Origin of the sequence: Achromobacter sp. B7 (assembly GCF_003600685.1) — a bacterium.
GTDB lineage: Bacteria > Pseudomonadota > Gammaproteobacteria > Burkholderiales > Burkholderiaceae_B > Achromobacter > Achromobacter spanius_B.
Map to the genome: position 1 here is coordinate 2,940,516 of NZ_CP032084.1, position 26,151 is coordinate 2,966,666.

Sequence of the window (26,151 nt, forward strand, 5' to 3'; positions counted from 1 at the left end):
CGATCAGTGCGAGCCCGGGGCCGGCGATGCGTACTTGCCGACCATCGTGGCGCTGGCCTCGTTCAGGCCGATCACCTCGACCGTCTTGCCCGCGCGCCGCAATTTGGCCACGGTTTTTTCCAGCGCATCCACGGCTGAGATGTCCCAGAAGTGCGCGCCGCTAAGGTCAATGACGACGGCCGGGGCGTCATCGTTGAAATCGATGGCATCGGCAAACCGGCCCGTCGACGCAAAGAACACCTGGCCCTGGTAGCGATAGACGCGGGCGGCGCGGTCGTCTGCCCGCTGTGACGTCACCGTCAGCAGGCCCTTGACCTTGCCGGCGAAGAACAGCCCGCTCAACACCACGCCGGTCAACACGCCGCGCGCCAGGTCGTGCGTCCACACCACCACCAGAACGGTGGCCAGCATGACCACGGACGATTGCCAGGGATGCGATGTCAGGTTGCGCAGCGAGCGCCAGTTGAACGTACCGATGGACACCATGATCATCACCGCCACCAGCGCCGGCATGGGAATGCGCGCCACCAGCGGGCCCAGCACCACAATCAAAAACAGCAGGAACGTTGCCGCCACAAAGGTGGACAAACGGGTGCGTCCGCCGGAACGCACGTTGATGACCGACTGCCCGATCATCGCGCAGCCGCCCATGCCGCCCAGAAAGCCCGTAACGATGTTGGCCATGCCCTGGCCCTTGCATTCGCGGCGCTTGTCGCTGGACGTGTCGGTCATGTCGTCCACGATCTGGGCGGTCATCATCGATTCCAGCAAGCCCACGGCCGCCATCGTCAGCGAATACGGCAGGATGATGCGCAGCGTGTCCAGCGTGAACGGCACGTCCGGCAGCGCGAACGAGGGCAGGGCGGAAGGCAGCTTGCCCATGTCGCCCACCGTGTTGACGTCCAGCCCCAGATAGATGGACACCGCGGTCATGGCGATGATGGCCACCAGCGGCGAAGGTATCACCTTGGTGAATCGCGGCAGCACATAGATGATTGCCAGGGACGCCGCCACCATCGCATACGCCACCCACGTCACGTGGGTCAGCTGCGGCAGCTGCGCCATGAAGATCAGGATGGCCAGCGCGTTGACGAAGCCGGTGACTACCGAACGCGACACGTACTGCATCAGCAGGTCCAGGCGCAACAGGCCCGCCACGATCTGCAACACGCCCATCAGCACCGAGGCCGCGAACAGATACGCGATGCCATGGTCGCGCACCAGCGGCACGACCAGCACGGCGATGGCCGCGGTGGCGGCCGAGATCATGGCGGGGCGACCGCCGGCAAAGGCGATGACCAACGCGATCGAGAACGACGCGTACAAGCCCACGCTGGGATCAACGCCGGCAATGATGGAAAAGCCGATGGCCTCGGGGATCAGTGCCAGCGCAACGAGCACGCCCGCAAGAATATCGGCGCGGGGATTGGACAGCCAATCGCGGCGCAGCGTGGAAAACGAAAACATGGTTCAGCTAGCCTGAAGTCAGCAAGCGGTGGGGCGTCATCGTGCCCAGGGCCGATGCGGTAAGTTCCGGGCACGCACCCAAAGTCGCTTGAAGTTGTCCGGGGGATAGGCGCCCGGCCGAGCCACCCGGCATGCCGGGTCCACCAAGATCGCGGTAACGCGATCGCCGCGTCCATTGCAGACACGGCGGTGGGGATTGTACATGGACGGGCTTGTAGGGCGTTGCGGCGGCCAAAGGGGCCGCCGCCTGCGGCAACCTGCGGCAGCCTGCCGCAACTTGCCGCAACCTGCCGCAACCTGCCGCAACCCGCCGCAACCCGCCGCCACCCGCCGCCACCCCGGCGCCGCGAAAGGCAAGCTGCGGCGCTTACCGTTGCTGAGGCGCCGGCCCCGCGTAGTAGGCCGCCAACGCCTGTATCTCGGCGTCGGTCAGGCGTTGCGAAAAGGCGCGCATCACCCCGACGTCATCGTTTTGGCGCGAGCCGCTGCGAAACGCGTTCATCTGGTCGGTGAAGTACTCGCGCGATTGGCCGGCAAGCCTGGGTATCAGCGGCCCTTCGCCCATGCCGCGCAGGCCGTGGCAATTGGCGCAGGCGGGCAAGGCGCGTGCGCCGTCGCCTTGCACGTCCAGCTTGCGGGCGGCGTCACCGCCAAACTCGCCCACGTGCATGGGCGGCCCGGCCAGCGTGCCGTAGTACGCTGCCACCTGGCCGATTTCCTGCTCGGACAACGCGCGCGCCACGGTATTCATCAAGGGCTGTACTCGCGCGCCGCTGCGGAAATCGGCCAGTTGCTTGGCCAGGTATTCGCTGCTTAAGCCCGCCAGGTTGGGAAAGATACCGCCCGACGGCGTGATGCCGGCTTGGCCGTGACAGGCCACGCAGGCTTGCACACCGGCGGCGGGTTTGCCGTTGGCCGCCAATTGCTTGCCGGCCGCCGGGTCGGCATCGCGCAGAAAGGTTTCCCATGCGGGGCGCGATGCGCTGAAGTCCAGCGCGCTGCGTCCTGGCACGGGCGCCGGGGGCTTGGGCGGGGCGGCCGCGGCCGTGGGCGCGGGTGCCGTGCCGGGTGCTGTGCCCGGTGTGGCGCCCGGTGTGGCGCCCGGTGTGGCGCCCGGTGCGCCCGAGGCGGCCGGTGCGCTGGCGGGCGCCTGCGTGGCGGGTGGTGCCGATGCCGTCACGGCCCGGGCCCGGATCAGCCCGTCGCCGCCGGTGCCGATCATCTGGTGGGCCGTGGCGATCAGCGTGACCAGCGGTGGCGCCACGATCAGCAGCACGGCGATAGAGATGCCTTTGCGATGTTCAATCATGATCACACCAGCCGTCCCGGCGAACGCAGATAGTCCGCCTTGATTTTTTCCACGATCCAGTAGGCGGTGGCGCCCACGGTGCCCGTCGGGTTGTAGCCCGAGTTCTGCGGAAACAGCGCCGCGCCGGTCACGAACACATTGGGCACGTCCCAGCTTTGCCCGTAGCGGTTGACCACGCTGGTTTCCGGGTTGTCGCCCATGGCCGCGCCGCCGGTCAGGTGGGTGGACTGGTAGGCGGTGGCCGAGAACGGACGCTTGCGCGGACCCGGTTCGGTGCGCACGACGCCCTTCATGGCCTTCCCGATTTCATCCCCCTTGCCCGTCAGGAATGCCGACATGCGGATGTCGTTGTCCGGAAAATCGTACGTGACGCGCAACAGCGGCAGGCCCCAGGCGTCTTTGTAGGTGGGGTCCAGGCTGAGGTAGCCGCCGCGCCAGGGTTGGGCGGAGCCGGTGATGGTGATGGAGGCGGAATGGTTGTAGTAGCGCTTGACGGCCTTCTTCCAGTCGGCGCCCCAGGCCGGCGTGCCCTTGGGCGTGGGGTGGTAGCCGATGGGCGCGCCGCTGACCACCTGGATCTGCAAGTAGCCGCCGCCCACGAACCCGTGCGGGCCGTGGTCGAAATTGTCGGCGCTGAAGTCGTCCATGGTGACGGCCACCGCGCCCGCGCCCATGAAGGGGTTGATGTTGGTGGCTTCGTCAAAAAACAGGTTCACGCCCGACGTGGTCTGGTGCGTGTAGTTGCGGCCGACCACGCCGGTGTCGGTGACCGGGTCGTACGGTTTGCCGATGCCGGACAACAGCAACAGCCGCACGTTATTGATGCCGAACGCGCACAGGACCACGATTTCGGCGGGCTGGAACACTTCTTCACCCGCCGCGTCTACATAGGTCACGCCGCGCGCGCGCTTTTTGTCGGGCGTGAGCTCTACGCGCAGCACGTGCGCGCCGGTGCGGATTTCAAAGTTCTCCATCTTCAGCGCCACGGGCAGGATGCACACCTGGGGCGAGGCCTTGGCGAAATGTTCACAGCCGAAGTTGGAACAGAAGCCGCAATACACGCACGCGCTCATGTGCAGCCCTTCGGAATTGACATAGGGGCGGGTACAGAGCGCCGAGGGTTGCACGTAGGGGTGATAGCCCAGCCCCCGCGCCGCTTCGCCGAACAAGGCCGGGGCGTAGGGCACTTTCATCGGCGGGTTGGGGTAGGGGCGCGAGCGCCACGGTTCGAAGGGGTTGCCGCCTTCCTGCTTCTGGCCCTTGATGTTGCCCGCCTGACCCGACGCACCGATCAGGTAGTCGTAGCGGTCGAAGTACGGTTCCAGCTCGTCGTAGCTGACCGGCCAGTCCTGGCAGGTCAGTTCCTTGTCGAAGATGTTTGCGCCATACCGTTCGGTGTAGTGGCTGCGGATGCGGAAGTCGGTGGGGTCGAAGCGGTAGTACGCGCCCGACCAGTGGTTGCCCGCGCCGCCCAGGTGCGTGCCCGGGTAGGCGAATTGCCAGCGCCGCATCGGCAGGGCCTTCTGGTCGGTGTTATTGCGGAACGTGAAGGTTTCGGTGGCCGCGTCCTGGTGCAGTTCGTGGCGGCGCGTGTACTTCAGTTCATCGTGGACGTTGGGCCCCTGGAAGTCCGGCGACGGCCAGCGTGCCTGCCCCCGTTCCAGCACCACCACTTTTTGTTTTGCGGCGGCCAGTTCCTTGCCGATGATCGACCCCGTCCAGCCGCCGCCGATGATGGCGACGTCCACGGGAGGTAATGTTTTAGCCATGCTGGTCTCCCGGTTTCATCGTGTGTCCGCGTGCGTTCGCGATAGATACGGGCTTGCCCGCCCAGATCACGCCGTGGCGTTCGATGTCGTTGGAAAACGAGGCATAGGCGCCGGGGAAGCCCACCAGCTTCCACCCGACCATGTCGGCGTTGCCGCCGTAAAGCGGATCGGAAAAAAAGCCTTCAATGGTGGCATCCAGCACGGCCTGGAAAAACACGTCGGAAGGCAAGGGCGAGAAGTCCGCCTTGCCGCCCTGCAAATCATGAAGCCAGGCGTCCTGCCTGGCTTCGTCGAGTTCCGCGTAAGGTTTGCCGTCTTGTTTGCGCGCGGCGGCATCCAGCGCAGCCAGTCCGCGCCGGAACATTTCGGCGGGCGTGAAAGAAAGCTGGTAGCCCTGTTCAGGCGTGCCTTTTTCAAAGGGGCCCTGGCGGTAGAACTGGCTGCCCGCGCCCCAGGCACCGGCCAGTTGTCCGTCAATGAAGAAGGTGACGCCGGCTTCCTTGGCGCCGGGGCCCAGCTCATCGGCGGGGATCAGGCGCGCCGCGATGGCGTCCATCGTTTTCGCTTCCTCAGCGTTGAAAAATTGCAGGGTGCGAGGGGCGGACGGCGAGATGGCCGCCTGGCCTTCGGGGTTGCCCGCTGCCGGGGCTGGCGCGGTCGGCGCGCCGACCGCCTTGGCGGCCCAGGCCGCACCGGGCACGCCCACGGCCAAGGCCTTGAGCAAGCCGCGTCGGCCGGCAACCGGCTGATCGTCCGCGGGTAAGTCCTTAGGGGATTGATCGTCCATGCATCACTCCAGTGTCAGGGCAGGCACGCTACTTGCCCATGAGTTCAAAGAGATCCGTACAAAATCGTTATCCGCTGGCGCGTAGTTTGTCACTGTTTTCAACTGGGAGACAACGATGAAAAGCCACAAACTGCTACTGCTGTGCGCCATGTTGGCGACGCTGCCCTGGCAGGCCACCACCGCCCAAACGTCGCAAACCACCCTGGTTGCGCAGGCGGCGCCGCCACCTTCCATGCCCATGCCCACCGCTGACGAAAAGACGGCGCCCGCCAATGCCATCGGCAAGCCGGTGCCGGGCGCGCAATCCGAGGACCAGAAAAAAATGCCGTCGACTGAAGAAACCACCAAGAAGCCCGATCGCGGCGCCAAGGATTCGAATGCCCCGCCCAAGGGCGAACCGGATTCGCGCCAAAAGGCGCCCGCATCCGGCACCCATAGTGGCAAACCGGTGCCCGGCGGCAAGGCGGGCGCGCCCGACAACGCGGGCATGCCGGGGGCCGGCGCCACGTCCGGCTCGGGCGGCGGCGCGGACACCCGCTGAGCCATCTGGCAGGGGGCGCGCACCGCTGCGCGGGCCCCGTCGCGTCTGCCGCTTGCGCGACAGGGGCGCGTGCCGCGGCCTGTGTAGACGCGGCTTGTGCAACATGCCTCGTTGCGCGCGGGGCGGTTGCGGCCATCTGAGGGAATCCAACTTTCAGGTATCATTCAGCTTCCTGTAAGAACGAGAGTTCGGCGGTGTACGCGATAAAGGTTTGCTCAAGCAGCCTCGCGGACGCGGCCTTTTATGACTGAAGACCCGCCTCCTAGCAGGGCGCCTTGGCGCCCACCTTTTCTTCCTGCCACAAGACCGGCCGCCCGACTGCATCGGCGCGCTCAGCCGGCTTGCATCGCGCGCGCCACGCCGCAAATAGCGTGCCGCGCACCGCCGGGCCGCAACCAATCCCCCTTGATTGACCACGCTTTCCCTACTCAGGGCGGCGCCATCTCGCGCGCCCACCCGACACTTGCGGATCAACAATGATTTTTGACTGGATGAACGACCCCACCGCCTGGCTTGGCCTGGCGACGCTGGTGGTACTTGAAATTGTTCTGGGCATCGACAACCTGGTCTTCATCGCCATCCTGGCCGACAAGCTGCCGCCCGAGCAGCGCAACCGCGCGCGCCTGATCGGGCTGAGCCTGGCGCTGGTGATGCGGCTGGGCTTGCTGGCCAGCATCGCGTGGGTCGTGACGCTGACCGAGCCGCTGTTCACCGTGCTGGGCAGCGAGATCTCCGGGCGCGACCTGATCCTGATCCTGGGCGGCCTGTTCCTGCTGTTCAAGGGCACGATGGAACTGCATGAACGCGTCGAGGGCAGCGCGGGCCATGAGTCCGGCCAGAAGCCGCAGCACGCCATCTTCTGGCAGGTGATTTTGCAGATCGTGGTGCTGGACGCCGTGTTCTCGCTGGACTCGGTGATTACCGCCGTGGGCATGGTGCAGGAACTGAGCATCATGATGATCGCCGTGGTGGTCGCGATGGCCGTGATGATGGTGGCCAGCCGCCCCTTGATGGCCTTTGTGGGCCGCCACCCGACCGTGGTCATCCTGTGCCTGGGCCTGTTGCTGATGATCGGTTTCAGCCTGGTCGCCGAAGGCCTGAACTTCCACGTGCCGAAGGGCTATCTATACGCGGCGATTGGCTTTTCCATCTTGATCGAGCTGTGCAATCAGTTGGCCCGGCGCAATCGCGTGAAGGGAACCCATGCGCTGGGCCGCCGCCAACGCACGGCGCAGGCGGTTCTGCGCCTGCTGCGCGCCGGCCGTAGCGGCCAGCCCGGCCAGCCCGGTCAGCAGGCCGACGACATGGCGGCGCTGGTGGATGGTGTGGGCGACGAGCCCGCGTTCGCGCCCGAGGAAAGCTCCATGATTGAACGGGTGCTGTCGGTAGGCGCGCACGACGTGCGTTCCATCATGGTGCCGCGCGGCGACATGACCTGGCTGGATGTGGCCGACACGCCCGAGGCGGTGGTGCGCAAATTCGCCACCGGCCATTCGCGTCTGCCGCTATGCGCGGGCGATGCGTCCAATGTATTGGGCGTGCTGCATTTCAAGGACGTGATGCCGCTGTTGCGCAACCCCGGGCCTATCGACCTGGTGGACCTGGCGCGCGAGCCGCGCTACGTCATGGAAACCACGCCGGTGTTGAAGATTCTTGAAGAGCTGCGCGCCTCGCGCGACCACATGTTGATCGTGGTGGACGAGCACGGCGTGTGCGAAGGCCTGGTCACGCCGATGGACGTCTTGACGGCCGTGGGCGGCGAACTGCCGGAGCACAGCGAAGACCAGCCCGAAGCCTTGCAGCTGTCCGACGGCTCGTGGTTGCTGGAAGGCGGCTTGTCGGTGGGCGAGGCCGCGCGGCTGCTGAACACCCCGGGCCTGGTGGACGAATACCCCGATGCCACCTTGGCCGGATGCCTGCTGCGCGCGGCGGGCCGCTTGCCCGATGCCGGCGACACGATCCGCATGCATGAATGGACCTTCGAAATCACCCGCCGCGACGGCCTGCGCCTGCATCAAGTGCATGCGCGGCCGGACCTGTGAACACCTGTGCCCGCCGTGACGCCCGCAACGCGGACCGCGCGGGTCGGTATGCCGGCGGCCACGACTGCCGCTAACTGCACACGCGGCGCCACGGGGCGATGCCGCGTGGCGGGCAGTAGCCGGCGCACGGGGTAGCGATCGACGTGCCGCTTTGGCAGCGTTGTTCGGGCGCCTTGTCGCCGTAGGGCACGGTGCCCTGGCAGTCGCAGCTGGCCAGGCCCGCACCGGAAGGCAGCTTGCGTGGCACGTCGACGGGCGCGGCCGCCGCAACGTCGTCGGCGGCATTGTCATCGGCCTCCACCACGGCACGCACCTTCGCCGCCGCCATGTTGCAGGCCTTGGCAATGGCCTTGACCGATTTTCCCTCGTCGGACAGAGACAATATTTTCTTGTCGCTGCATGCGGCCTGGGACGGCGGCGACAGTCCTACGAATAGAGCAAGCACGATCAATGCCCGAAACAAGGGCTGGCGCCAGGTCATACGCGTCTCCAGCAGGGAACTTCGGAGGGGCTGCTACGTCTGGCGCCCGATGATCCGATGGCCAAGGCGGCGGGCTTGGACATGGGGCGCCCTGGCGTGCGGCCTAGCGTAGTGCCGGCGTTTCCGCGCTGTCAATGCGACCCGATTAAATAGGCGGACGTGGCCAAAGGGCTTGGTAAACAAGCACTTATGAAGAATCACCACGTTGCGCCCGGTCGTCTGATGCGCCTGATCGGGCAACGGGATGAACGGACTAGGCGGCCATGGGATGCGCGGCGATGGCGGCTTGGGCCGATGCGCGCGCGGCCTGCAATGCCGCGTCGCCGCGCGCCGTGCCCTGCACCGAGAAAAACGTCACGTTCTTCAAGCCTATCGTGCCCAGCACATGCGTCAGGTACGGCGTCAGAAAGTCCGGCTGGCGCGCCGCCTCGCCAGAGAATTCTCCCCCCGACGACACCGCCACATACACGGGCCGGTCCGGCAAGTTGCCGATCTTGCCCTCGGGCGTGATGCGAAACGTGCTGCGCACGCGCACCACGTGATCGATCCAGACTTTCAACGCCGCCGACACCGTGAAGTTATGCATGGGCGTGGCGATGACGATGTGGCTGGCCTGGCGCAACGCGTCGATCAGTTCGCTGGACTGGCGCAACGCGCCGCGCGCCAGCACGTCGTCGGCGGGGTCCACGGGCGAGCTCAACGCGGCGGCGTAATCGTCATCGACATTGGGCAGGCGGGTAGCGTCGATGTCGATGACGGCGGGCGCGGCATCGCCAGACACCCTGAGCAGCCGTTCAATGATGTGTTGCGACAAGCGGTGGCTTTCCGATGCCCGGCCGCGCGGGCTGCAATGAATGTGAAGAATGCTCATGCGGTGACGGCGTCCAGGTTCTTGGAAAAGTGCAGGGCGGTGCTTAGCAGACCCTGGCGGAAGTAAAAGCGTTGGGCCAGGGAATTGGCAAGGCCCGTATCCAGCACCAGCTTGGCGCAACCGGCCTGGCGCGCAATGTCGTCCAGGGCGCTCAACAGGCGCGCGCCCCAGCGACCGCCGCGACGCGTGTCGTCCACGATCAGGTCGTCCACGTACACGAAACGTCCGTAGATCAGGTTTTCCTGGAAGCGGTAGCCGGCCAGCGCCACCGCCTGTCCGGCGTCGATACCGGCAAGCAGCCGATAGCCCTGGCCGCGCATGCGGTCGATGCGGGCGACAAAGTCGTCGGCGTGGGCAAGGTGTGGGCGCAACTGGCGCATCAAGGGCAGGCAGGCGCGCAGGTCGGCGTCGGTGTCAATGTGATTCAGGTCGGGGTCGGTCATGGCATGGGTAATCGGCATAGGAGTGTTGGGGGCCATCAAATGTCAGCCGTCATCGTAGAAACCCCATGCCATAATTTGAAGAGCCATAAATTGAACTTTGGACTATGCCATGATCAGCCGCCCCGATGCCTTGCCGCCGCTACGCGCCGGCGATTCCGACCCGCTGTATCGGCAGGTCTATGAGCGGTTTCGCAGCGGCATCGCCGAGGGCACGCTCAAGCCCGGCGACCGCATTCCGTCGGCTCGCGCGCTGGCCAAGGAAATGGGCGTGGCGCGCGGCACCATCGAAGTGGCGTATTCGCTGCTGAGCGCCGAGGGCTACATCCAGGCGCGCGGCCAAGCCGGCACCATCGTCGCGCCTGACTTGCAGCCCCTTGCCGCCGCACCCGCCGCCGTCGCCCCGGTGCAGGCCGCAGACGACGACCACGGCTGGCATCGGCCGGCGCGCATCCTGCCGTTTCAGATGGGCATCCCGGCGCTGGACGCGTTTCCGCGCAAGTTGTGGGCACGATTGGGCGCGCGCGAACTGCGCAGCCTGCAAGCGCCCGACCTGTCCTATCCGCCCGCCGATGGGCTGGCAAGCCTGCGCACGGCGCTTGCCGCCTATCTGCGCGTGGCGCGCGGCATTCATTGCCAGCCGGCCCAGGTGTACATCACGTCCGGCTACAACTTCACGATGCAACTCATCATCCAGGCGCTGCTGACGCCGGGCGATCGTGTGTGGGTGGAAGACCCCGGCTATCCGCCCACGCGAGCGCTGTTGGCGCAGGCGGGCCTGGAGGCGGTGCCGATACCGGTGGACGCGGATGGCCTGATGGTGGCGGAAGGCCTGGCGCGCGCAGACCTGGCCCAGGCCGCGGTGGTGACCCCCGCCCACCAAAGTCCGCTGTCGATGTCTTTGTCGTTGCCCCGGCGGCAAGCGTTGCTGGACTGGGCCGAACGCCGTCAGGCCTGGATTGTGGAAGACGATTACGACGGGGAATACCGCTACGTCAGCCGCCCGCTGCCCGCGCTGAAAAGCCTGGATGCGCAGGGGCGGGTGCTGTATGCGGGGTCGTTCAGCAAGGTGCTGTTTCCCGGGATGCGGCTGGCATATCTGGTGGTGCCCCCGGCGCAGGTACCGCGCTTTGACCGCATCAGCCGCCTGCTGTCGGGCGGCGCGGCGGCGTTCAACCAAGCCATCTTGACGGCCTTCATCACCGAAGGGCATTTCGGCCGCCACATCCAGCGCATGCGGCGCCTATACAGCGAACGGCGCACGGCTACCGCGCGGGGCCTGAGCGCGGCGCTGGGCTCGCGCATGCGGATCGAACCTCAGCCGGGCGGCATGCATCTGGTGGCGCGCATGGACGCCGGGCAGCGCGATCAGCCGCTGGCCGCCCGCATGTTGGAACAGGGGCTGTACGCGCACCCGCTGTCCAGATGGTCCACGCTGCCGGATCCGCAACCCGGCCTGCTGCTGGGCTTCACCAATATCGTTTCGGAGAGTCAGGCGTACGACTATGGCCTGCAAATCCGCGCGTTGATGTAGTGGGTATAGGCGCCTATTGCAGACCTTGAGGTCTTTGCAGGTATGCAGGGCGGCGCCCAGCGTTCAGTTGAGCCCGGCCTTGTCCAGCCCGAATGCGGCGTCGGCCGAGCCGGGCACGGTACGAAACGCCACGTTCAAACGGTTCCAGCCGTTGATGGCAACGATACGGAAGGTCAGGTCCGAGATTTCCGCTTCCGATAATTGCTCGCGCACGTGGCTGTACACCGGGTCGGGTACGCCATGCGGGGGCAGGGTGGTCAGCGCCTCGGTCCATGCCAGCGCAGCCCGCTCGCGCGCCGAGAACAATGTCGATTCGCGCCAGATGGCCACATGGTGCAGACGCAGTTCGCGTTCGCCGTGCAGCTTGGCCTGCTTGACGTGCATGTCCAGGCAAAAGCCGCAGCCATTGATTTGCGACGCGCGGATATCGACCAGATCGCCGAACTCCTCGATGACGGGCACTTTTTTCATTGCCGCGCTGAAGTCCATGTACTTCTTGGACAGTTCCGCGGACACCTGGAAGTAATTCAACCGCTGGCTCATAGGCCTACCTTTTAAGACGCTGTTAGGGAAAGGGAATCAGGAAGCCGTAGGATGCGGTAGATTGGTCCAGCCAGAAAGTGCCATAAATGATGTTTAGTTCTAGGCCATGCGGGCGGCAAGCCTGGCCCTTGAAACACGCGCGCGCCCCGGCTATAAGCTTGATCCAGGGGCGGAAACCCGGCGCCCCGACCGACTTAGAAGCCACCTCATGCCGCACCCCCCATCACACGACGAACACGTCGCAAACAAGCCCGCCACCCATGAACGCGAGGAGGCGGCGCGCGGGTCCTGTCTGGAGGTCTTTCTGGTGTTCCTGCGCCTGGGGCTGACTTCGTTCGGTGGTCCGGTGGCGCACCTGGCTTACTTTCGTACGGAGTTTGTCGACCGCCGCCATTGGCTGGACGATTACGCCTATTCCGACCTGGTCGCCTTGTGCCAATTCCTGCCGGGGCCGGCAAGCAGCCAGGTCGGCATGGCAATCGGCCTGCGCCGTGCGGGCTGGATGGGCATGCTGGCCGCATGGCTGGCGTTCACGCTGCCCACGGCCGTTGCGCTGATCGGCTTTGCGATGGGCCTGGCGCATGTTGGATGGCTGTCGGGGTCAGCCGTCATACACGGCCTGAAGATCGCGGCGGTGGCCATCGTGGCCCAGGCCGTGTGGGGCATGGGCCGCACACTGTGTCCCGATCGCGCGCGCGCCGGCCTGGCCGTGGCCGCCGCCTTGATTACCGTCGTATTGCCCAGCGCGTGGGGGCAGATCGGCGCCATCTTGCTGGGTGTCGTCGTGGGGGTGGCCGTGCTGCAATTGCCGCCCCGGCCGATCCTGGCCAACCCTGCCGACGCCGTGTCGCGCGGCGCCGCTTATGTGGCGCTGACCCTGTTCGTGGCATTGCTGGCGGGCTTGCCGATATGGGCGGCCATGTCGGATTCGCCAGCGGCCGCGCAGCTTGCCGGGTTTTATCGCGCGGGGGCTTTGGTGTTTGGCGGCGGGCACGTGGTGCTGCCGCTGCTGGAATCAACGGCGGTGTCCGGCGGCATGGTTTCCAGCGCCGACTTCCTGGCCGGGTACGGGGCAGCGCAAGCCATGCCCGGGCCGCTGTTCGGTTTCGCTGCTTTTCTGGGCGCATTGTCCACCGGCCCGCTGACGGGCTGGGTCGGCGGCCTGGTGCTGTTGGCCGCCATTTTTCTGCCGGGCGCCTTGCTGGTCGTGGGCGCCTTGCCTTTCTGGGAAAGCCTGCGGCGCCGGCCCGGCGTGCGCAACATGCTGGCCGGCGTGAACGCCAGCGTCGTCGGGATCTTGCTGGCCGCGCTGTATGACCCAGTGTGGACCAGCGCCATTGTGAACAAGGCCGATTTCGGCCTTGCCTTGCTGCTGTTCGCGTTGCTGGTCTATGCCCGCTGGTCCGCCGTGTGGGTGGTGTTGCTGGCGGCGGCGGGCGGTTGGGCGCTGGCCTTTCTGGCCTAAGCCTAAGCCTGCCAGCGTGGCGCGCGCTTTTGCAGGAAGGCGTCGATGCCTTCGGACGCGTCCGCTTCCATCATGTTGCGCGCCATGACGTCGCCCGCGTAATCGTAGGCATCGCCCAAGGCCATCTGGCGCTGCTTGTAGAACATCTGCTTGCCGTAGCGGATGGCGCTGGGGCTCTTGGCCAGGATGTCGGCCGCCAGGGCGTTGACGCGCGCGTCCAGCTCGGCCTCGGGCACGGCGTCGTTGATCAAGCCCCATTCCTTGGCCTGCGCGGCATCGATGAAGCGGGCAGTGACCAGCATTTCAAAGGCGCGCTTGGCCGACACATTGCGGCTGAGCGCCACCGCCGGCGTTGAACAAAACAGACCCACGTTGATGCCGGACACGGCAAATCGCGCAGAGTCGGCCGCCACCGCCAGGTCGCAACTGGCGACCAATTGGCAACCGGCCGCCGTCGCAATGCCTTGCACCTTGGCGATGACGGGCACGGGCAAGGCCTGCAAACCCTGCATGACGCGGCTGCATTGGCGGAACAGCGCACGGTAGTAATCCAGGCTGGGCTGGCTGCGCATTTCGCGCAGATCGTGGCCGGCGCAGAAGGCCCGGCCCGCGGATTCCAGCACCACGCAACGCACGGTGGCGTCGCCCGCCAAGTCGTCGATCTGTTCCTGCAAGGCGGTCAGCAAGCCTTCGGACAAGGCGTTGAATTGCGCGGGGCGGTTCAGGCGCAGCGTCACCACGCCGTCGGTCGACATGCGCAACAGCAGGGCGTCGTTGTTCTGGGAATCCGGGGCCATGTCGTTTCCAGGAAAGTCGATTCCTGGATACTAGCGCAAGCCCCCGCGCGTCGGTTCAGCCGCGCAGCCGCCGCGCGATAGCGGGAGACAGCAAGAGCAAGGGCAGGACGATGACCGCGCCGATCAGGGCCATCGCCGCTTGCGGCGCCACGCCGGTGTCCAGCAACACGGTGGCCACAATGGCCGACCCGCTCATCTGGAACAAGCCATACACGGCGGCGGCCGTGCCGGCGCGTTCGGCGAAGGGCTCCAGCGCCAGGCTCAAGCCCGACCCCAAGGCCAACGAGAAGCCCACCGTCAGCACGGCAACCGGCAGCATGAACACCCAGGCCGCTTGCGGTATCCACCACCAGGCGGCGGCATGCATGGCCGATGCCAGCAGCAGCGCAACCATGCCGACCCGCACCATCGTATGGCGCCCAAAGCGCGCAATGAAGGTGGGCGCCAGGAAGAACGCCGCGATGTTGATGGCGGCATTGCCGCCGAACCAGGCCGAGAAGCCCAGCTCGGAATAGCCCAACTGCTGCACCAACACCACGGGCGCCGCCGATACGAACACCAGGATCATTGCCATGCCCGCCATGCCGAACATGGCGAAGTACAGGAAGCGTCCGCTGGACACGATGGGCAGGTACCGGCGCAGGCTGTAGAGCGCGCCGCGCGGGCCGCTGGGCGGCACGCGTGTTTCTTCAAAGCGGCGTGCCAACAGCACCATCAGGCCCAGCGCAAACAGCACCATGAACACAAACGTGCTGCGCCAGCCCGCATGCACCGCCAGCGCGCCGCCCAGCATCGGCGCCAACGCCGGCACGGAGCACAGTGCTCCGTTCAAATAGCTGTAGACGCGCGCGCCCACGGCAGGGCTGAAACGGTCACGCACCGCCGCAAAAGCCACCAGTGAAGCCGAACAGGCTCCCAGGCCCTGGATCACCCGCGCCACATAGAACACATCAAGGGATGTCGCGGCCGCACCCAGCGCCGATCCGGCCAGATACGCCAACGCGCCGCCCAGCGCGACGGGTCGCCTGCCATAGCGGTCGGCCAAGGGCCCGATCAGCATCTGGCCCAGGCCCACCGCGAAGATGAACAGCGTGATGCTGGCCTGCAACGCGCTGACGGGTTCACCAAACCCGGCGGCCATGGCGGGCAGCGAAGGCAGGTAGATATCGATGCCCATCGGCGTGAGCGTGACCAGGCCCATCAACAGGCCGATCAGCCAGCGTTGGCTGGAGGAAGATGCAGCAGACTTCATGGCAAGACTCTGGGCGCATTGCACACCCGGGAAAACCCGACATTATCCATGAATGCCGCATGCAGCAGGGGCGGATGTGGGATGCATGCGCGACGCGTGTAGGGCGCATGTGGAGCGCATGTGGAGCGCATGTGGAGCACATGTGGCGCGCGCGTGGGACGTGTTTGGAGACGCACGCAAGTGCATCTGGCGACTTTGCCAGGCCGGGCATAGAATATTTCGCCATGAGCACACCGGCCTTCCGACCCCGCATCGTCATCCTTTACTGCACCCAGTGCCAGTGGCTGCTGCGTGCCGCCTGGATGGCGCAAGAACTGTTGTCCACCTTTTCCACCGATCTGGGCGAAGTGGTATTGCAGCCCGGCACCGGTGGCATATTCCAGATCACCTACAACGGCGACCTGATCTGGGATAGAAAAGGCGATGGCGGTTTCCCAGACGCCAAGATCTTGAAGCAGCGCGTGCGCGACCGCCTGGATCCCACGCGCCCGCTGGGCCATATTGACGGCCCCACCGCGGGCAGGTTGGCAAGCCCTTTGGCCGACCCCTTGGCCGACCCCGCCATCACGCCGGACGACTAGTCCGCCGCACCACGCGCCGACCGGGAAGTGCGGCGCCGCGCTGATATCGTCATGGCTTGCCGTTCCCGTGAGGCGGGCGCAGCCGCGCGGCGATGGCGAACAAGATCAGGCAGATGCCGGCCATCAGCATCCAGGCCGGCCGCAGCCCTGAAAGATGCTGACGGATCACGCCCGCCACGAACGGGAACAGGGCGGCGATCAAGTAGCCCACGCCCTGCACGAAAGAGGCCAGTCGACCCGCCTGTGCAGGCGTGGACGCATGGTCCATCGTGACGATCAGCGACAGCGGAAACAGCGCGCCGATGCCCAGCCCGGCCAGCACGGCGGCAGGCCACGCCAGCAAGACGGGCGCGAAAATCAGCCCCAACAAACCCAGCGTCAGCAAACCGACGGCCGCAAACAGCGCCACCCGGCGGTCGCGCAGCCGGCCGATTGCCGCCGACACCAGCAAGCCGGCCACGATCTCGGCCACCGTCACCGCGCCCAGCAATTGCCCGGCCGACACCGGCGTCCAGCCCAAGGCCGTGTAATAGGGCGGCAGCCAGGCTAGCACCAGCGTGTAGGCGCCGGTGCCCAGGCCGAAGAACACCGCCAGCAACCACCGGTGCGAACGCCCGGAGGCCGGTTGGCCCGCCGCGTTCGTCGCGTTCGCCGCCTTCGTCGCGTTCGTCGGGTTCATCGCGTTCGCCGCCTTCGCCGCCTTCGTCGCGTCCGTCGCCAACGGAGCGACGGTACCAACTCGGTGCACCAGCAGCCAGCACAGCAAAGCCGCCGCCGCGGGCACGGACCAGGCCGCCAATGCCTGAGGCCAGCCCACACGCTCGGCCAGGACGGGCGAAGCCACGCTGGCCACGGCCGCGCCGCCCATGATGGCGGTGGAATACAGGCCCATGATGGCGCTGACGCCAGACGAGAATTGCGCCTTGATGGTGTAGGGCAGCAGCGCCTGCGTGACCGCGATGCCCAGCCCGGCGATAACGCCCGTCAGCAACATCAAGTTGGCCTCATGGGCCCACAGGCGGCATGCGGTGGCCGCCATCACCAGCGCTACGCCGACGGCGATGGCGTGGTGTTCGCGCATCATGCGGCGCAGCGGCGCGACACTCAATGCGCCCAGGCCCATCACCAATACGGGCAGCGCCGTCAACAGGCCGGCCGCACTGTCGGATAGCGCAATAGCGGCTTGCAGCCGGTCCAGCAAAGGGGGAACGGACGCCAGGACGGGGCGCAGGTTCAAGCCCACCAGGATGATGGCGGCAACGCGCCAGGCGTTCAAATAAGTCGATGACACAACAGCTCCATGGCCGGCGGCACGCGCGGCGGGAGTTGCCCCATTGCCGTCCGGTAAAGTATCTTGGCGTCAAGATATTTGGATTTTATCTTGACGTCAAGATAAATGGAGAGAGAGAACCGTGGACAGAGCAAGCCGTGCCGTCGAGCAATGGAACCGTGAACGCCCCGAGCTGGACGTATCAACGATGCGTGTGCTGGGGCGTTTGGGCGAATGCGCGTTGGTGATCACGCGCGACCGCATCAACCCGCTATTTGCTGAATTTGGCCTACAGCCGGGTGAATTCGATGTGTTGGCCACGTTGCGCCGTAGTGGCAAGCCGTACGCGCTGACCCCGACGGCGCTTTACGAAGACGCCATGATTTCGTCGGGCAGCATGACCAACCGCATCGACCGCCTGGAGAAGGCGGGTCTGGTGGCCCGCACGCCCAGCCCCAACGACGGCCGCGCCACCTTGGTGATGCTGACGCGCGCCGGCATCAAGCTGATCGACGAGGCGCTGGTGGCCCACCTGAAAAATCAGGCCGACGTGCTGGCGCCGTTGACGCAGGCTGAACAGGAGCAGCTGAGCCGCCTGCTGGGAAAGTTGCTGAAGGCGTATGAATGATTGCGATGAATGATTGCGATGGAGCAGGGGCGCGGGCGGGTAGCGGATTGCGCCCGGGGGACAGGCGCCCGGGTGCCCCGCCCGCAATGATCTTGTCACAGCCCCAATTCGGATAAGCCGGGGTGGTCATCCGGACGGCGGCCCAGCGGCCAGCGGAATTTTCGGTCGGCTTCTTTGATCGGCAAGTCGTTGATGCAGGCGTAACGATGCGTCATGAGCCCGTCTTCGCCGAACTCCCAGTTTTCATTGCCGTATGAGCGAAACCAGTTGCTGGAATCGTCATGCCATTCATAGGCGTAACGCACGGCGATGCGGTTGCCGGTGTAGGCCCACAGCTCCTTGATCAGGCGGTAGTCCAGTTCTTTCGCCCATTTACGCGCCAGGAAGGCGCGGGCCTCGTCGCGGTTCTTGACGAATTCCGCGCGGTTGCGCCACTGCGTGTCCAGGCTATAGGCCAGCGCCACCTTGTCGGGGTCGCGGCTGTTCCAGCCGTCTTCGGCCAGCCGGACTTTTTGCACGGCGCTCTGGTGCGTGAAAGGCGGCAGCGGCGGGCGGACATTGGGTTGGGATGTCATGGGCGAACCTCTTGTGGGGGGAAAAGGGCGGCGGCGGCGCGTTGCGCAGTGGCGGTCACGGACACGTCGCCCGTGACCAGCGCCACGGCGATAGCGCCGTCGATCAGTACCAGCAGTTGTCGCGCGGCTTCGTCCGGGTCGGCCAGGCCGGCCTGTTGCGCCAGGCCGCGTACATGGTCCAGCAAACGGGCTTTGTGCAGCCGCGATACCTGGCGGATGGGATTGGCCGGATCGCTGATTTCGCCTGCCGCGTTGATGAAGGCGCACCCGCGAAAACCGTCGGATTCAAACCATTCTTGCAGCGCGTCGAAGAGGGACAACAGCCGGTCGCGCGGCGCGTCGGCCCGCGTGGTGGCGTGAACGAACCACTGCATCCAGCGTTCATCGCGCGCGGCCAGCGCCGCGGCCACCAGCGCGTCCTTATTGGGATAGTGCTTGTACAGCGTCTTGCGCGCCACGCCCGAGGTCTTCACGATGAGATCCATACCGGTGGCATGGACGCCGCCTTGGTAAATCAAATGTTCGGTGGCGCGCAGCAGCCGTTCCTGCGTCTGCGTCATGGGTTCGGGGGCGGTGACAGCGGCGGCGGGGGTCGAAGAGGGCATGTCCAAACTGGAGTTCATTACGGAGAACGATCATTCTGCATAGGATTCAGGATTTGTAGAACGGTCATTCTCAAGCGTCAAGCTTTATGGCTTAACCCACTATCTGCTTGCTTTTTCACTGATAAATATGTTAAGATCTTTTAATTGCCAGCCAAAATAAACCAACGCTGAAAAAAACCAAGAACAACTAAAAACAACCGTTGCAGGAACTTTTGGCCGGCAAACTTATTTTGCTTTTTGTTTTGCATTGCCCCCGTTTGAATGCCCCGGCTGACACAGCAGTTTTTGCTTAAGCCATCCAGTAGCACCTCGCGCAAGACCACGCAGTACCTTGCGCACCCCCCGCAATTACCGGGCATTCTTGGCACGCTTGAACCCGTGGTGCATTGCTTTGGCGGGAAAGCCACGCACCCACGCATAGGAGAACGCTCATGTCGCATCAACTGGTTGGTAAAAAGTGGCGCTTCGAGGTTCCGCCCCTGAACTGGACGGCCCCTGACGCGAACAAGGAATCGGAAATCGATTCCATCGACGCGGATTCCGAAACCTCTGAAGACAGCGATACGTCGCGGTCATCCAAGTAGTTCTTCTAGCTGCGCCCGCCCACGCGGGCGTAGTTCTTGCCTAGCAAACACCCAGACGGCGCGCCTTGTGTGCGCCGTTTGAACGTGTAGCGCGCGACTTTCTCTTCCCCCTTTTGCCCGACTTCCGTCAACGCCTTGCCGCGTCGGCGGCTTTTCGTTTGGGCGCAAGCGTCGCACGCAGCATCACCTCTTTGCCAGTGAGCCTGGAATGCCTGAAAACACTTCGAGCAATCATCAAGTCCGACCTTTCGTGTATGCCACGTCGACGTCACGGTCATTGATGTTTTCGCACTCTGAGATCCAAAGCCGCATGTGGACGAAAGACCCGGCGGCGCTCAATCTGGAATACACCCGGATCATGATGGCGTTCTTGCTGTTCAACCCGAACCCTCGTCGCATCGCGATGGTGGGGCTGGGCGGCGGATCGTTGGCCAAATTCTGCTACCAGCATCTGCCGTCCGCGCGCATCGACGTCTACGAAATCAACCCGCATGTCATCGCCTTGCGCGATTCCTTCCATGTGCCGCGCGACGACGACCGCTTTGCGGTGCTGCAAGGCGACGGTGCGGAATTGATTCGGCAATATCAAAACGAGTACGACGCGGTGCTGGTCGATGGCTATGACATCAATGGCCTGCCGACGCAGCTGACGACCGACGCCTTCTATGAAGCCTGCTTCAACGCCCTGGCACCCGACGGCATGATGGTGTGCAACTTCCATGCCTCGAACTTTCAGTTCAGCACGTACCTGGGTCGCATCAAGAAGCAGTTCCTGGGCTCGGTCATCGAAGTCAGCGATACGTCTTGCGCGCACAGCATCGTCTTCGCGTGCCGGGGCGACACCCTTAAACGGCGCACGGGCCTGCCCAAGCGCAAGCCCGACGGCATGAGCGCCGACATGTGGCTATGCCTGTCGCCCACGTACTGGCCAATGCTGGTCTAATAACGCCCGCGCTTGTCGGCCATGCTGTAGCCCGCTGCCCCAGCCACTTTCGCGGCTGGGGCAGCGCTGTTAACCAAGCCCGGCAGGCTGCCGGGCAGGGTAGCGCTTAGAAGTGGTGGCGGATGCCCACCACTGATTGCAGGGTATGGGACTGGTTGCGGTCCACGCGGTCCAGCAGCGCGTAGAAGTTCGTGCGTTTGGACAGATCATGTTCGTAGCCCAGGCCCCAGCCCTTGATGTGCGAGCTGGTGGCGCGCTGGTAGGCAGCCAACACCTTGCTGCTGCCGCTGACCGGAACGCTGACGCCGCCCACGAAGGTATTGACGCGGCGTACGCCCGCCGACGGCCCCACGTTCGGATTGCGCAGATTGCCGTAGCCGGCATGCAACTTCATCCAATCGAAGTCATACGCGGCGGCCAACTGTACGTTGCGCGAGGTCAGCTTGCCCGGCACGCTGGCGTCCGGATTCAAATGCTCATAGGTCAGCGCGGTGGACAAAGGCCCGTCGCGATAACGCAGGCCGGCGGTCCAGACGCGGTCGTGGTTGGCGGTGGAGAATTGATCGTTGTCGTGCGCCTCAAAGCTGTAGCCCACGCCTGCCTGCCATCCCGCCCAGACGGGCGTGCGATAGATAAAGGCGTTATTGACGCGACCGCCGGTGCCGAAGTCGCCGTCGTTGTAGCCCGACGTGACGGATGCCGACGCGCCGCCCCACGATGTGCCGAATGGCGAGGCGATGCCGCCCCAGCTGTCGCTGAGGACCTGCTGGCGTCCCGCGCGCAATTCCCCAAAATCACCCCGCAGGCCCAGATACGCCCAGCGTCCGAACAGCCGGCCTTGCGCCTGCGTGCCATCCGAAGCGTGAAACCCGCTTTCAAGCCGGAAGAAGGCGCTGTAGCCGTTGCCCAGGTCTTCGACGCCGCGCAGGCCCCAGCGTGACCCGGATTGCGTGCCGTCGCGCATGCCCACATGCGAGCGCGACGCACTTTCGGCGTTGTCATGCCGGCGTTCGAAGGCCAGGCCTAGGTCGATGACGCCATACAGCGTGACGCTGGTGGTGGAAGCGTGGGCCATGCCGCCCGTCAAGGCGGCCAATGCGACGGCCAGCGCACCGCGCTTGATGCTTGCTGCTTTCATGAGTACCCCTGGTTTTATGTTGTGTTGCGTTGGACAAAAGGCTCCCCGGCGGCCGGCCAAAAGGCGGGTCGCTAAGGACGTGGAAAGCGCGTGGAAAGAACGCCGCGTGAACACGACGGCAAGCGCAGAAAAAACCCGGAACGCGTTCGCCCGTCAGCGGCTAGTCATTAACATCGCAATGACCATGGCGCATTATGGTGAGCGTCGCCGCGTAATCAAATAAGACGACTACGAATATGACTGTCAGGGGGCAGCATGAATGTCGTCTTTGCCCTTAAGCAGGACGAAATCAGCGTAAGAAAACAACGACCGCGGCAGACACGGTAGTCAAATCAGGATGCGTTGCGCATCCTGGGTCCGGTGCGAGGCCTCGCGGGGCGGGGCAAGCCCGGCGCCTTACGCGCCGTGCACAACCACCCGGTTCCGTCCTTCCGCCTTGGCCGCATACAGCGCGGCGTCGGCCGCCTGGAAAACCTGCGCGACATCGCCGACAGAGGTGCGCCATTGCGCCACGCCGGCCGACACGGTAACGCCGCCCACGCCGGACACAGGCTGGCCGGCCGTGTGCTTGCGCAGGCGCTCGGCCACGTTGGCCGCTTCTTTCACGCCCACATTCGGCAGCAGCATCAAGAATTCTTCCCCGCCGCTGCGGCAAAGCACATCCGACGGACGCGAACATTGCCGCATCAGGTCGGCCATGCCGCGTATCACCTCGTCGCCCTTGGGGTGGCCGTAGGTATCGTTCACGCGCTTGAAGTGGTCGATGTCCAGCGCCACCACCGTGAAGGGCGTGCCGGCGGTTTGCAGATGGTCCACCGCCTCCTGCATGCCGCGCCGGTTGCGTAGCGCGGTCAGCGGGTCGGTCATATTGGCCTGGTTCAGCTTGCCGATTTTGTCCTGCAGGCTTGAAATGCTGGACATCACCGCGCGCTTGAGCCGTTCCGCCTCGAAGTACCAGGCCCTGACCGACTGCACGCGCTGCATGGCGATGGCCACGTCGTGGTGTTCCACATTGGTGGCCAGTTGCGACAGGGGCAGGGAGATCAGCCGGGCACACCACCAGATGGCCAGCAGGAACGCCACGGCCAGGGGCGCCGCGTAGCCGATCAATGCCCAGATCAGTTCGTATATCGGCTCCAGCGTCACCTCGGCGGGGCGTTGCGCGATGATGCCCCATCCGCTTAGCGGTTCGGGCGCGTAGCCCGCCAGCATGTCCACGCCCTTGGTGTTGACGACGCGTTGCGAGCCCGCTTTGCCTTGGGTGACGGCCGCGACGACCGGATTGCGCATCACGTTTTCGCCGACCCGGGTCGAGTCGACGTGATAGATCAGGTGGCCGTCGCTATCTACCACGAACAGATATGAACCATCCAGGTAATGATGCTTGCCCAGCAGCTGTTGCAGCGCGCTGTCGTTGCGCAGGTAGATGGTGCCCGCAATGTAGCCCAGGTATTTGCCGTCATTGGAATAGATGGGGTGCGACAGGTTGACCAGCATGTTGCCGGCGACTGACACATACGGCTTGCTGATCAGCGGCTGTCGTGCGCGCAGCGCGGCGCGAGTCCCCGGGCTGTCCAGCCGGGTGCCCAGAAAATTCCGGAACGTCTGGGTGGTGGCCAGCAGGGTGCCGTCCGCGCTGATGACGCCGACCGAGTTGAAGTCGTTGGCCTGTTCCTGCAAGCGCGCGACTTCGGCGGCCAGCACATCGGGCGCGTCGACCTGCGTTGCCAGGTGCCGCGCGCTGTAGGCCAGCTGCTGTTGGGCCGACTTCAGAAAATTCGTGGTGCTTTCGGCGAGCTTGGCCGCGTAGACCCGGTTGGACTCCAGCGTGTTCGTGATGAGCTGGTCGCGCTGCACCAGGTAGCTGGCGTACAGGGCATTGGCAGTGGCCGCGATGGCGCTAAGGACGGTAAGCGCAAGCACAAGCCCGCGTAGATTGATTCGCATGGAGTTTTGGTTAGGCGGGAATCAGGGAAGGACAAGGACGACAGGGCAACGACGGCGCGGCGGTGACGCGCGATGCGGGTGGCTGGTAGCGCAACCCGAGGTTTACGGCAAAAGCGGCGGGCATCTATAGGGCGTTGACGTCCGGTTCGTCCAACAGGCGGGCGGCCGGCGAGTGGGCCGCGGCGCCGGCCCGGAAGTAGCCCATGACCGTGGCAACGCTGGCATGGCCGGTCATTGCCATGGTGTCGCCCAGCGGCACGTTCTGCCGGCCCGCCTCGGTGACAAAGCCGGACCGCAGGCTATGCGCCGAAAACTCGCCATCCAGGCCAGCCAGCTTGCAGCGTTCCAGCACGATGTCGCGCACGGCGGCGGCGGCCAGCGGTTCGCCCACGACGTCGCCGCGCCGTACCCGCCGGAAAATCGGGCCCTGGCGGATGCCGCTGGCGGCAAGCCAGGCGTCCAGCGCCTTGGCGGCGGACCCGGTAATGGGCTTTTGGTCGTCCGCACGGCGGGCGCCTGCCTGATTGGTCTTGGATTGGGTCAGGCTATATAGATAGCCGTCCGCCGTGCGCACCACGTTCTCAACGGTGGCCCGCACCACCTCGGATCGGCGGCGGCCGCCGCTGGCCCAGGCGAACAGCAACAGGGCGCGGTCGCGCATGCCCCGCAGCGACGCATCACAGGTGGCCAACATGGCTTGCAAGGGTTCGCGCGTCAGGGCGGCTTTCTTGGCGGGCGCCATGCCCCGGCGGGCATAGGCGCGACGCGTCTTGGCCAGCAACTCGCGTACGGAAGGCGCGCGGCACGGGTTGGGATAGCCGTGCAGCTCGTGCGCCTTCGACAGTACCGACAGGCGTTGCAACAGCGTGTTCAAGCTGGGAGGCCCTGGCCGGCCTTTGGCTTTCAAGCGCACCAGTTCCTGGTCCAACGCCAAGGGCAGCTCCCATTTCAAGCCTTGATCCGTCGCGCGCTGCGCGTGGTCCACCACAAACTGAACGACGGCCGCCTCGGGCAAGGGCAGGGCGAAGCGCTGGCCGTAGCGCAGTTCGAACCAGGCGGTCCAGTAGCGGATCGCCGCCCGGTAGCTGGCCGCCGTGTTGGCGGAACTGCCTTCGCGCATCAGGCCGCGGACGGCGGCGTCCGCCTGGGTATCCAGGGCGTGCGGGTCAAGCAGGGGCAGCGAAGCCAGCAATTTCAACGACATCGGAACGGGCAGGGGCGGCAAACGGGAAAGACTTCAGCACTATACGGAAGCGGGCGGGTTTCGGGCGCGGCGCGGCCTCTGGCTCGAGCGAAGAGGCGGTTTTTGAGGCTTTTTTGCACCGCTCCCTGCACAGAAGCCTGTCGCCCCGTCATATGTATTTATACATATGTATGCTGTATGATATCTAACAGCATGACCGGATAGGTCCCGATAAGGTTCCATTATCGTGAGTAATTCAGCCGAGACGCCGCGCGAAATGCGGCGATGACGAGGAAAAGGCGATGGCCACAGGAATCACCCAAAACGACGTCTGGACCGCTGCGGATGCGCTGCTGTTGGAAGGGGCGCGCCCCACCATCGAGCGCGTACGGCAGAAAATCGGCCGTGGCTCGCCCAACACCGTCAGCCCGCACCTGGAAACCTGGTTTCGCGCCTTGGGCGCCCGCATCAAGGACCCCGGCGCGTTTGCCGCGCCACCCGCCGTGCCCGACCCCATTGCTCAAGCCGCCACCCATTTCTGGGAAGCTGCTTTGGCCGAAGCCCGCGCGCAACAGGCAGATGCTTACCGCGAACGCTGGCAGGAACTGGCGGACGAGGGGGAGCGGCTGGCCGAACAAGCCGAACAATTGCAGCAGCGCGACGCGCAATTGGCGAATCGTGAAAAAGACCTGGAAGAGGGGCTACGGGTGGCAACGGCCCAGCTGGCGGCCACCGAAGAGCGGCTACAGGCCGCCGAACGAGCGGTGCGCCAGCGCGACGAACAACTCAAGCAGGCGCGCGGGCAGTTGCAAGACGCACAAAGCGCGGTGCAGACGCTGCTGACCGAAGCCGAAAAGATGCGAGGCGTGCATGCGCAGGCGTTGGACGCGCTGCAAACGCGCCATGCGGCGCACGAAAAGCGCTGGCTGAACGAATTGGACGCCGAACGCGTCGCCGCAAAGAAGCTGCAATCGCGGCTGGACGAGGCCCAGTTGGCCGCGCAAAAACAGGGGGAGCAACACACGGCGGCATTGCGTCAGGCGCAGGAGGCCAGAGGCATGGCCGAAAAGGCGGCGCAAGACGCGCGGGCGGAAACCATGGCTGGGCAGGCGCGGTACGCCACCGCGCAAGCGGCCAGCGAGGCCGCCCAAGCCGCATTGCAGGGCGCGCTGAGTTCCGCCCAGGAAGCGCTGGCAACGGCCCGGCAGAACGAGCAGGCGCTCTTGGCGCGTTTGGCGGCGTCCGACGCGCAAGCGGGAACGCTGCTCGCGCAATCGCAGCAAAAGGACCAGCAACTGGCCGAGCTGACCCGCCATCTGATGGCCGACGCCGCCCAGCTCAAGCGCCCGACCGCCTAGTCTTGGCGACGGACTTGCGAAGACGCTCGTGACGTCCCGCT

The 26,151-nt window shown here is 65.3% G+C and carries 25 protein-coding genes and 1 other annotated feature; of the genes, 9 read left to right on the plus strand and 16 right to left on the minus strand.

All coding sequences use genetic code 11. The features are described from left to right. Nucleotides 1–3 precede the first annotated feature (3 nt). The 4 genes from DVB37_RS13305 to DVB37_RS13320 form a co-directional block, all read right to left on the minus strand. Nucleotides 4–1,467: a SulP family inorganic anion transporter gene (locus tag DVB37_RS13305; protein ID WP_120155549.1), complete on the minus strand. Its 1,464-nt coding sequence runs from the start codon at nt 1,465–1,467 to the stop codon at nt 4–6. A 92-nt stretch (nt 1,468–1,559) separates the two neighbouring features. Next, nucleotides 1,560–1,612: a sequence feature (sul1 is cis-regulatory element that is thought to sense ions involved in sulfur or methionine metabolism; They are found in Alphaproteobacteria), on the minus strand. 222 nt (nt 1,613–1,834) lie between these two features. After that, nucleotides 1,835–2,776: a c-type cytochrome gene (locus DVB37_RS13310; protein WP_120155551.1), complete on the minus strand. Its 942-nt coding sequence runs from the start codon at nt 2,774–2,776 to the stop codon at nt 1,835–1,837. A 2-nt stretch (nt 2,777–2,778) separates the two neighbouring features. Further along, nucleotides 2,779–4,545 carry a GMC family oxidoreductase gene (locus tag DVB37_RS13315; RefSeq protein WP_120155554.1) on the minus strand — a complete coding sequence of 589 codons (1,767 nt, stop codon included), beginning with the start codon at nt 4,543–4,545 and terminating at the stop codon, nt 2,779–2,781. Beyond that, nucleotides 4,538–5,332, minus strand: a complete 795-nt coding sequence (locus DVB37_RS13320) for a gluconate 2-dehydrogenase subunit 3 family protein (RefSeq protein WP_120155558.1) — start codon at nt 5,330–5,332, stop codon at nt 4,538–4,540. The genes DVB37_RS13315 and DVB37_RS13320 overlap by 8 nt, the downstream gene beginning before the upstream one ends. A gap of 115 nt (nt 5,333–5,447) precedes the next feature. Between DVB37_RS13320 and DVB37_RS13325 the strand changes: the two genes are divergently transcribed. Then, the gene (locus DVB37_RS13325) at nt 5,448–5,873 is read left to right on the plus strand and encodes a hypothetical protein (protein WP_046805651.1); all 426 of its coding nucleotides are present in this window, start codon (nt 5,448–5,450) and stop codon (nt 5,871–5,873) included. Between the two features lie 476 nt (nt 5,874–6,349). Next, a complete protein-coding gene (locus tag DVB37_RS13330) occupies nt 6,350–7,915 on the plus strand; it encodes a TerC family protein (protein WP_046805652.1) in 1,566 nt (521 codons plus the stop codon). A gap of 70 nt (nt 7,916–7,985) precedes the next feature. Here DVB37_RS13330 and DVB37_RS13335 read toward each other — a convergent pair whose 3' ends face one another. From DVB37_RS13335 to DVB37_RS13345, 3 genes are all read right to left on the minus strand, one after another. Further along, on the minus strand, nt 7,986–8,396 hold the full coding sequence (locus DVB37_RS13335) for a hypothetical protein (protein WP_046805653.1): 411 nt from the start codon (nt 8,394–8,396) through the stop codon (nt 7,986–7,988). Nucleotides 8,397–8,649: 253 nt separating this feature from the next. Beyond that, nucleotides 8,650–9,267: an FMN-dependent NADH-azoreductase gene (locus DVB37_RS13340; RefSeq protein ID WP_120155561.1), complete on the minus strand. Its 618-nt coding sequence runs from the start codon at nt 9,265–9,267 to the stop codon at nt 8,650–8,652. Next, nucleotides 9,264–9,710 (minus strand): GNAT family N-acetyltransferase, encoded by a 447-nt coding sequence (locus DVB37_RS13345; RefSeq protein ID WP_104145520.1) that lies wholly within the window; start codon nt 9,708–9,710, stop codon nt 9,264–9,266. The genes DVB37_RS13340 and DVB37_RS13345 overlap by 4 nt, the downstream gene beginning before the upstream one ends. 109 nt (nt 9,711–9,819) lie before the next feature. Here DVB37_RS13345 and DVB37_RS13350 point away from each other — a divergent pair, with 109 nt between their 5' ends. Beyond that, on the plus strand, nt 9,820–11,241 hold the full coding sequence (locus DVB37_RS13350) for a PLP-dependent aminotransferase family protein (protein ID WP_120157480.1): 1,422 nt from the start codon (nt 9,820–9,822) through the stop codon (nt 11,239–11,241). A gap of 63 nt (nt 11,242–11,304) precedes the next feature. Here DVB37_RS13350 and DVB37_RS13355 read toward each other — a convergent pair whose 3' ends face one another. Further along, nucleotides 11,305–11,784 (minus strand): carboxymuconolactone decarboxylase family protein, encoded by a 480-nt coding sequence (locus DVB37_RS13355; protein WP_104145519.1) that lies wholly within the window; start codon nt 11,782–11,784, stop codon nt 11,305–11,307. 208 nt (nt 11,785–11,992) lie between these two features. On the opposite strand from DVB37_RS13355, the gene chrA reads away from it, so the two are divergent. Beyond that, nucleotides 11,993–13,249, plus strand: a complete 1,257-nt coding sequence (gene chrA, locus DVB37_RS13360) for a chromate efflux transporter (protein WP_104145518.1) — start codon at nt 11,993–11,995, stop codon at nt 13,247–13,249. Nucleotides 13,250–13,251: 2 nt separating this feature from the next. On the opposite strand, the gene DVB37_RS13365 is transcribed toward chrA, so the two are convergent. After that, entirely contained in the window at nt 13,252–14,046 is a 795-nt protein-coding gene (locus DVB37_RS13365; RefSeq protein ID WP_120155563.1) for an enoyl-CoA hydratase, read from the minus strand. 55 nt (nt 14,047–14,101) lie between these two features. Further along, complete coding sequence (locus DVB37_RS13370) at nt 14,102–15,298, minus strand: multidrug effflux MFS transporter (RefSeq protein ID WP_120155566.1); 1,197 nt, start codon at nt 15,296–15,298, stop codon at nt 14,102–14,104. 224 nt (nt 15,299–15,522) lie between these two features. Here DVB37_RS13370 and DVB37_RS13375 point away from each other — a divergent pair, with 224 nt between their 5' ends. Next, nucleotides 15,523–15,879 (plus strand): SelT/SelW/SelH family protein, encoded by a 357-nt coding sequence (locus tag DVB37_RS13375; RefSeq protein ID WP_120155569.1) that lies wholly within the window; start codon nt 15,523–15,525, stop codon nt 15,877–15,879. A 49-nt stretch (nt 15,880–15,928) separates the two neighbouring features. Here DVB37_RS13375 and DVB37_RS13380 read toward each other — a convergent pair whose 3' ends face one another. Further along, nucleotides 15,929–17,170: an MFS transporter gene (locus DVB37_RS13380; protein ID WP_120155571.1), complete on the minus strand. Its 1,242-nt coding sequence runs from the start codon at nt 17,168–17,170 to the stop codon at nt 15,929–15,931. Nucleotides 17,171–17,291: 121 nt separating this feature from the next. On the opposite strand from DVB37_RS13380, the gene DVB37_RS13385 reads away from it, so the two are divergent. After that, nucleotides 17,292–17,777 (plus strand): MarR family winged helix-turn-helix transcriptional regulator, encoded by a 486-nt coding sequence (locus tag DVB37_RS13385; RefSeq protein ID WP_120155574.1) that lies wholly within the window; start codon nt 17,292–17,294, stop codon nt 17,775–17,777. Between the two features lie 95 nt (nt 17,778–17,872). Here DVB37_RS13385 and DVB37_RS13390 read toward each other — a convergent pair whose 3' ends face one another. Both DVB37_RS13390 and DVB37_RS13395 read right to left on the minus strand, forming a co-directional pair. Then, on the minus strand, nt 17,873–18,352 hold the full coding sequence (locus DVB37_RS13390) for a nuclear transport factor 2 family protein (protein ID WP_120155576.1): 480 nt from the start codon (nt 18,350–18,352) through the stop codon (nt 17,873–17,875). After that, nucleotides 18,349–18,957 carry a TetR/AcrR family transcriptional regulator gene (locus tag DVB37_RS13395; RefSeq protein ID WP_120157481.1) on the minus strand — a complete coding sequence of 203 codons (609 nt, stop codon included), beginning with the start codon at nt 18,955–18,957 and terminating at the stop codon, nt 18,349–18,351. Before DVB37_RS13395 ends, DVB37_RS13390 begins: the two co-directional genes overlap by 4 nt. Before the next feature lie 431 nt (nt 18,958–19,388). On the opposite strand from DVB37_RS13395, the gene DVB37_RS28365 reads away from it, so the two are divergent. Together DVB37_RS28365 and DVB37_RS13400 are read left to right on the plus strand one after the other, a co-directional pair. Beyond that, complete coding sequence (locus tag DVB37_RS28365) at nt 19,389–19,541, plus strand: hypothetical protein (RefSeq protein WP_162941212.1); 153 nt, start codon at nt 19,389–19,391, stop codon at nt 19,539–19,541. A gap of 310 nt (nt 19,542–19,851) precedes the next feature. Beyond that, entirely contained in the window at nt 19,852–20,484 is a 633-nt protein-coding gene (locus tag DVB37_RS13400; RefSeq protein WP_240434106.1) for a fused MFS/spermidine synthase, read from the plus strand. Between the two features lie 106 nt (nt 20,485–20,590). Here the strand turns inward: DVB37_RS13400 and DVB37_RS13405 are convergent, their stop codons facing one another. The 3 genes from DVB37_RS13405 to DVB37_RS13415 form a co-directional block, all read right to left on the minus strand. After that, a complete protein-coding gene (locus tag DVB37_RS13405) occupies nt 20,591–21,622 on the minus strand; it encodes a porin (protein ID WP_120155579.1) in 1,032 nt (343 codons plus the stop codon). A gap of 396 nt (nt 21,623–22,018) precedes the next feature. Beyond that, nucleotides 22,019–23,569 carry a sensor domain-containing diguanylate cyclase gene (locus tag DVB37_RS13410; protein ID WP_120155581.1) on the minus strand — a complete coding sequence of 517 codons (1,551 nt, stop codon included), beginning with the start codon at nt 23,567–23,569 and terminating at the stop codon, nt 22,019–22,021. A 124-nt stretch (nt 23,570–23,693) separates the two neighbouring features. Further along, complete coding sequence (locus tag DVB37_RS13415) at nt 23,694–24,773, minus strand: site-specific integrase (RefSeq protein WP_120155585.1); 1,080 nt, start codon at nt 24,771–24,773, stop codon at nt 23,694–23,696. 281 nt (nt 24,774–25,054) lie between these two features. On the opposite strand from DVB37_RS13415, the gene DVB37_RS13420 reads away from it, so the two are divergent. Next, nucleotides 25,055–26,110 carry a DNA-binding protein gene (locus tag DVB37_RS13420; protein ID WP_120155588.1) on the plus strand — a complete coding sequence of 352 codons (1,056 nt, stop codon included), beginning with the start codon at nt 25,055–25,057 and terminating at the stop codon, nt 26,108–26,110. Nucleotides 26,111–26,151 lie beyond the last annotated feature (41 nt).

Excerpts from the sequence above, each read along its gene's own strand:
- DVB37_RS13305 (WP_120155549.1), bottom strand. The coding sequence starts at position 1,467 with ATGTTTTCGTTTTCCACGCTGCGCCGCGATTGGCTGTCCAATCCCCGC.
- DVB37_RS13310 (WP_120155551.1), bottom strand. The coding sequence starts at position 2,776 with ATGATTGAACATCGCAAAGGCATCTCTATCGCCGTGCTGCTGATCGTG.
- DVB37_RS13315 (WP_120155554.1), bottom strand. The coding sequence starts at position 4,545 with ATGGCTAAAACATTACCTCCCGTGGACGTCGCCATCATCGGCGGCGGC.
- DVB37_RS13320 (WP_120155558.1), bottom strand. The coding sequence starts at position 5,332 with ATGGACGATCAATCCCCTAAGGACTTACCCGCGGACGATCAGCCGGTT.
- DVB37_RS13325 (WP_046805651.1), top strand. The coding sequence starts at position 5,448 with ATGAAAAGCCACAAACTGCTACTGCTGTGCGCCATGTTGGCGACGCTG.
- DVB37_RS13330 (WP_046805652.1), top strand. The coding sequence starts at position 6,350 with ATGATTTTTGACTGGATGAACGACCCCACCGCCTGGCTTGGCCTGGCG.
- DVB37_RS13335 (WP_046805653.1), bottom strand. The coding sequence starts at position 8,396 with ATGACCTGGCGCCAGCCCTTGTTTCGGGCATTGATCGTGCTTGCTCTA.
- DVB37_RS13340 (WP_120155561.1), bottom strand. The coding sequence starts at position 9,267 with ATGAGCATTCTTCACATTCATTGCAGCCCGCGCGGCCGGGCATCGGAA.
- DVB37_RS13345 (WP_104145520.1), bottom strand. The coding sequence starts at position 9,710 with ATGACCGACCCCGACCTGAATCACATTGACACCGACGCCGACCTGCGC.
- DVB37_RS13350 (WP_120157480.1), top strand. The coding sequence starts at position 9,820 with ATGATCAGCCGCCCCGATGCCTTGCCGCCGCTACGCGCCGGCGATTCC.
- DVB37_RS13355 (WP_104145519.1), bottom strand. The coding sequence starts at position 11,784 with ATGAGCCAGCGGTTGAATTACTTCCAGGTGTCCGCGGAACTGTCCAAG.
- chrA (WP_104145518.1), top strand. The coding sequence starts at position 11,993 with ATGCCGCACCCCCCATCACACGACGAACACGTCGCAAACAAGCCCGCC.
- DVB37_RS13365 (WP_120155563.1), bottom strand. The coding sequence starts at position 14,046 with ATGGCCCCGGATTCCCAGAACAACGACGCCCTGCTGTTGCGCATGTCG.
- DVB37_RS13370 (WP_120155566.1), bottom strand. The coding sequence starts at position 15,298 with ATGAAGTCTGCTGCATCTTCCTCCAGCCAACGCTGGCTGATCGGCCTG.
- DVB37_RS13375 (WP_120155569.1), top strand. The coding sequence starts at position 15,523 with ATGAGCACACCGGCCTTCCGACCCCGCATCGTCATCCTTTACTGCACC.
- DVB37_RS13390 (WP_120155576.1), bottom strand. The coding sequence starts at position 18,352 with ATGACATCCCAACCCAATGTCCGCCCGCCGCTGCCGCCTTTCACGCAC.
- DVB37_RS13395 (WP_120157481.1), bottom strand. The coding sequence starts at position 18,957 with ATGCCCTCTTCGACCCCCGCCGCCGCTGTCACCGCCCCCGAACCCATG.
- DVB37_RS28365 (WP_162941212.1), top strand. The coding sequence starts at position 19,389 with ATGTCGCATCAACTGGTTGGTAAAAAGTGGCGCTTCGAGGTTCCGCCC.
- DVB37_RS13400 (WP_240434106.1), top strand. The coding sequence starts at position 19,852 with ATGTGGACGAAAGACCCGGCGGCGCTCAATCTGGAATACACCCGGATC.
- DVB37_RS13405 (WP_120155579.1), bottom strand. The coding sequence starts at position 21,622 with ATGAAAGCAGCAAGCATCAAGCGCGGTGCGCTGGCCGTCGCATTGGCC.
- DVB37_RS13410 (WP_120155581.1), bottom strand. The coding sequence starts at position 23,569 with ATGCGAATCAATCTACGCGGGCTTGTGCTTGCGCTTACCGTCCTTAGC.
- DVB37_RS13415 (WP_120155585.1), bottom strand. The coding sequence starts at position 24,773 with ATGTCGTTGAAATTGCTGGCTTCGCTGCCCCTGCTTGACCCGCACGCC.
- DVB37_RS13420 (WP_120155588.1), top strand. The coding sequence starts at position 25,055 with ATGGCCACAGGAATCACCCAAAACGACGTCTGGACCGCTGCGGATGCG.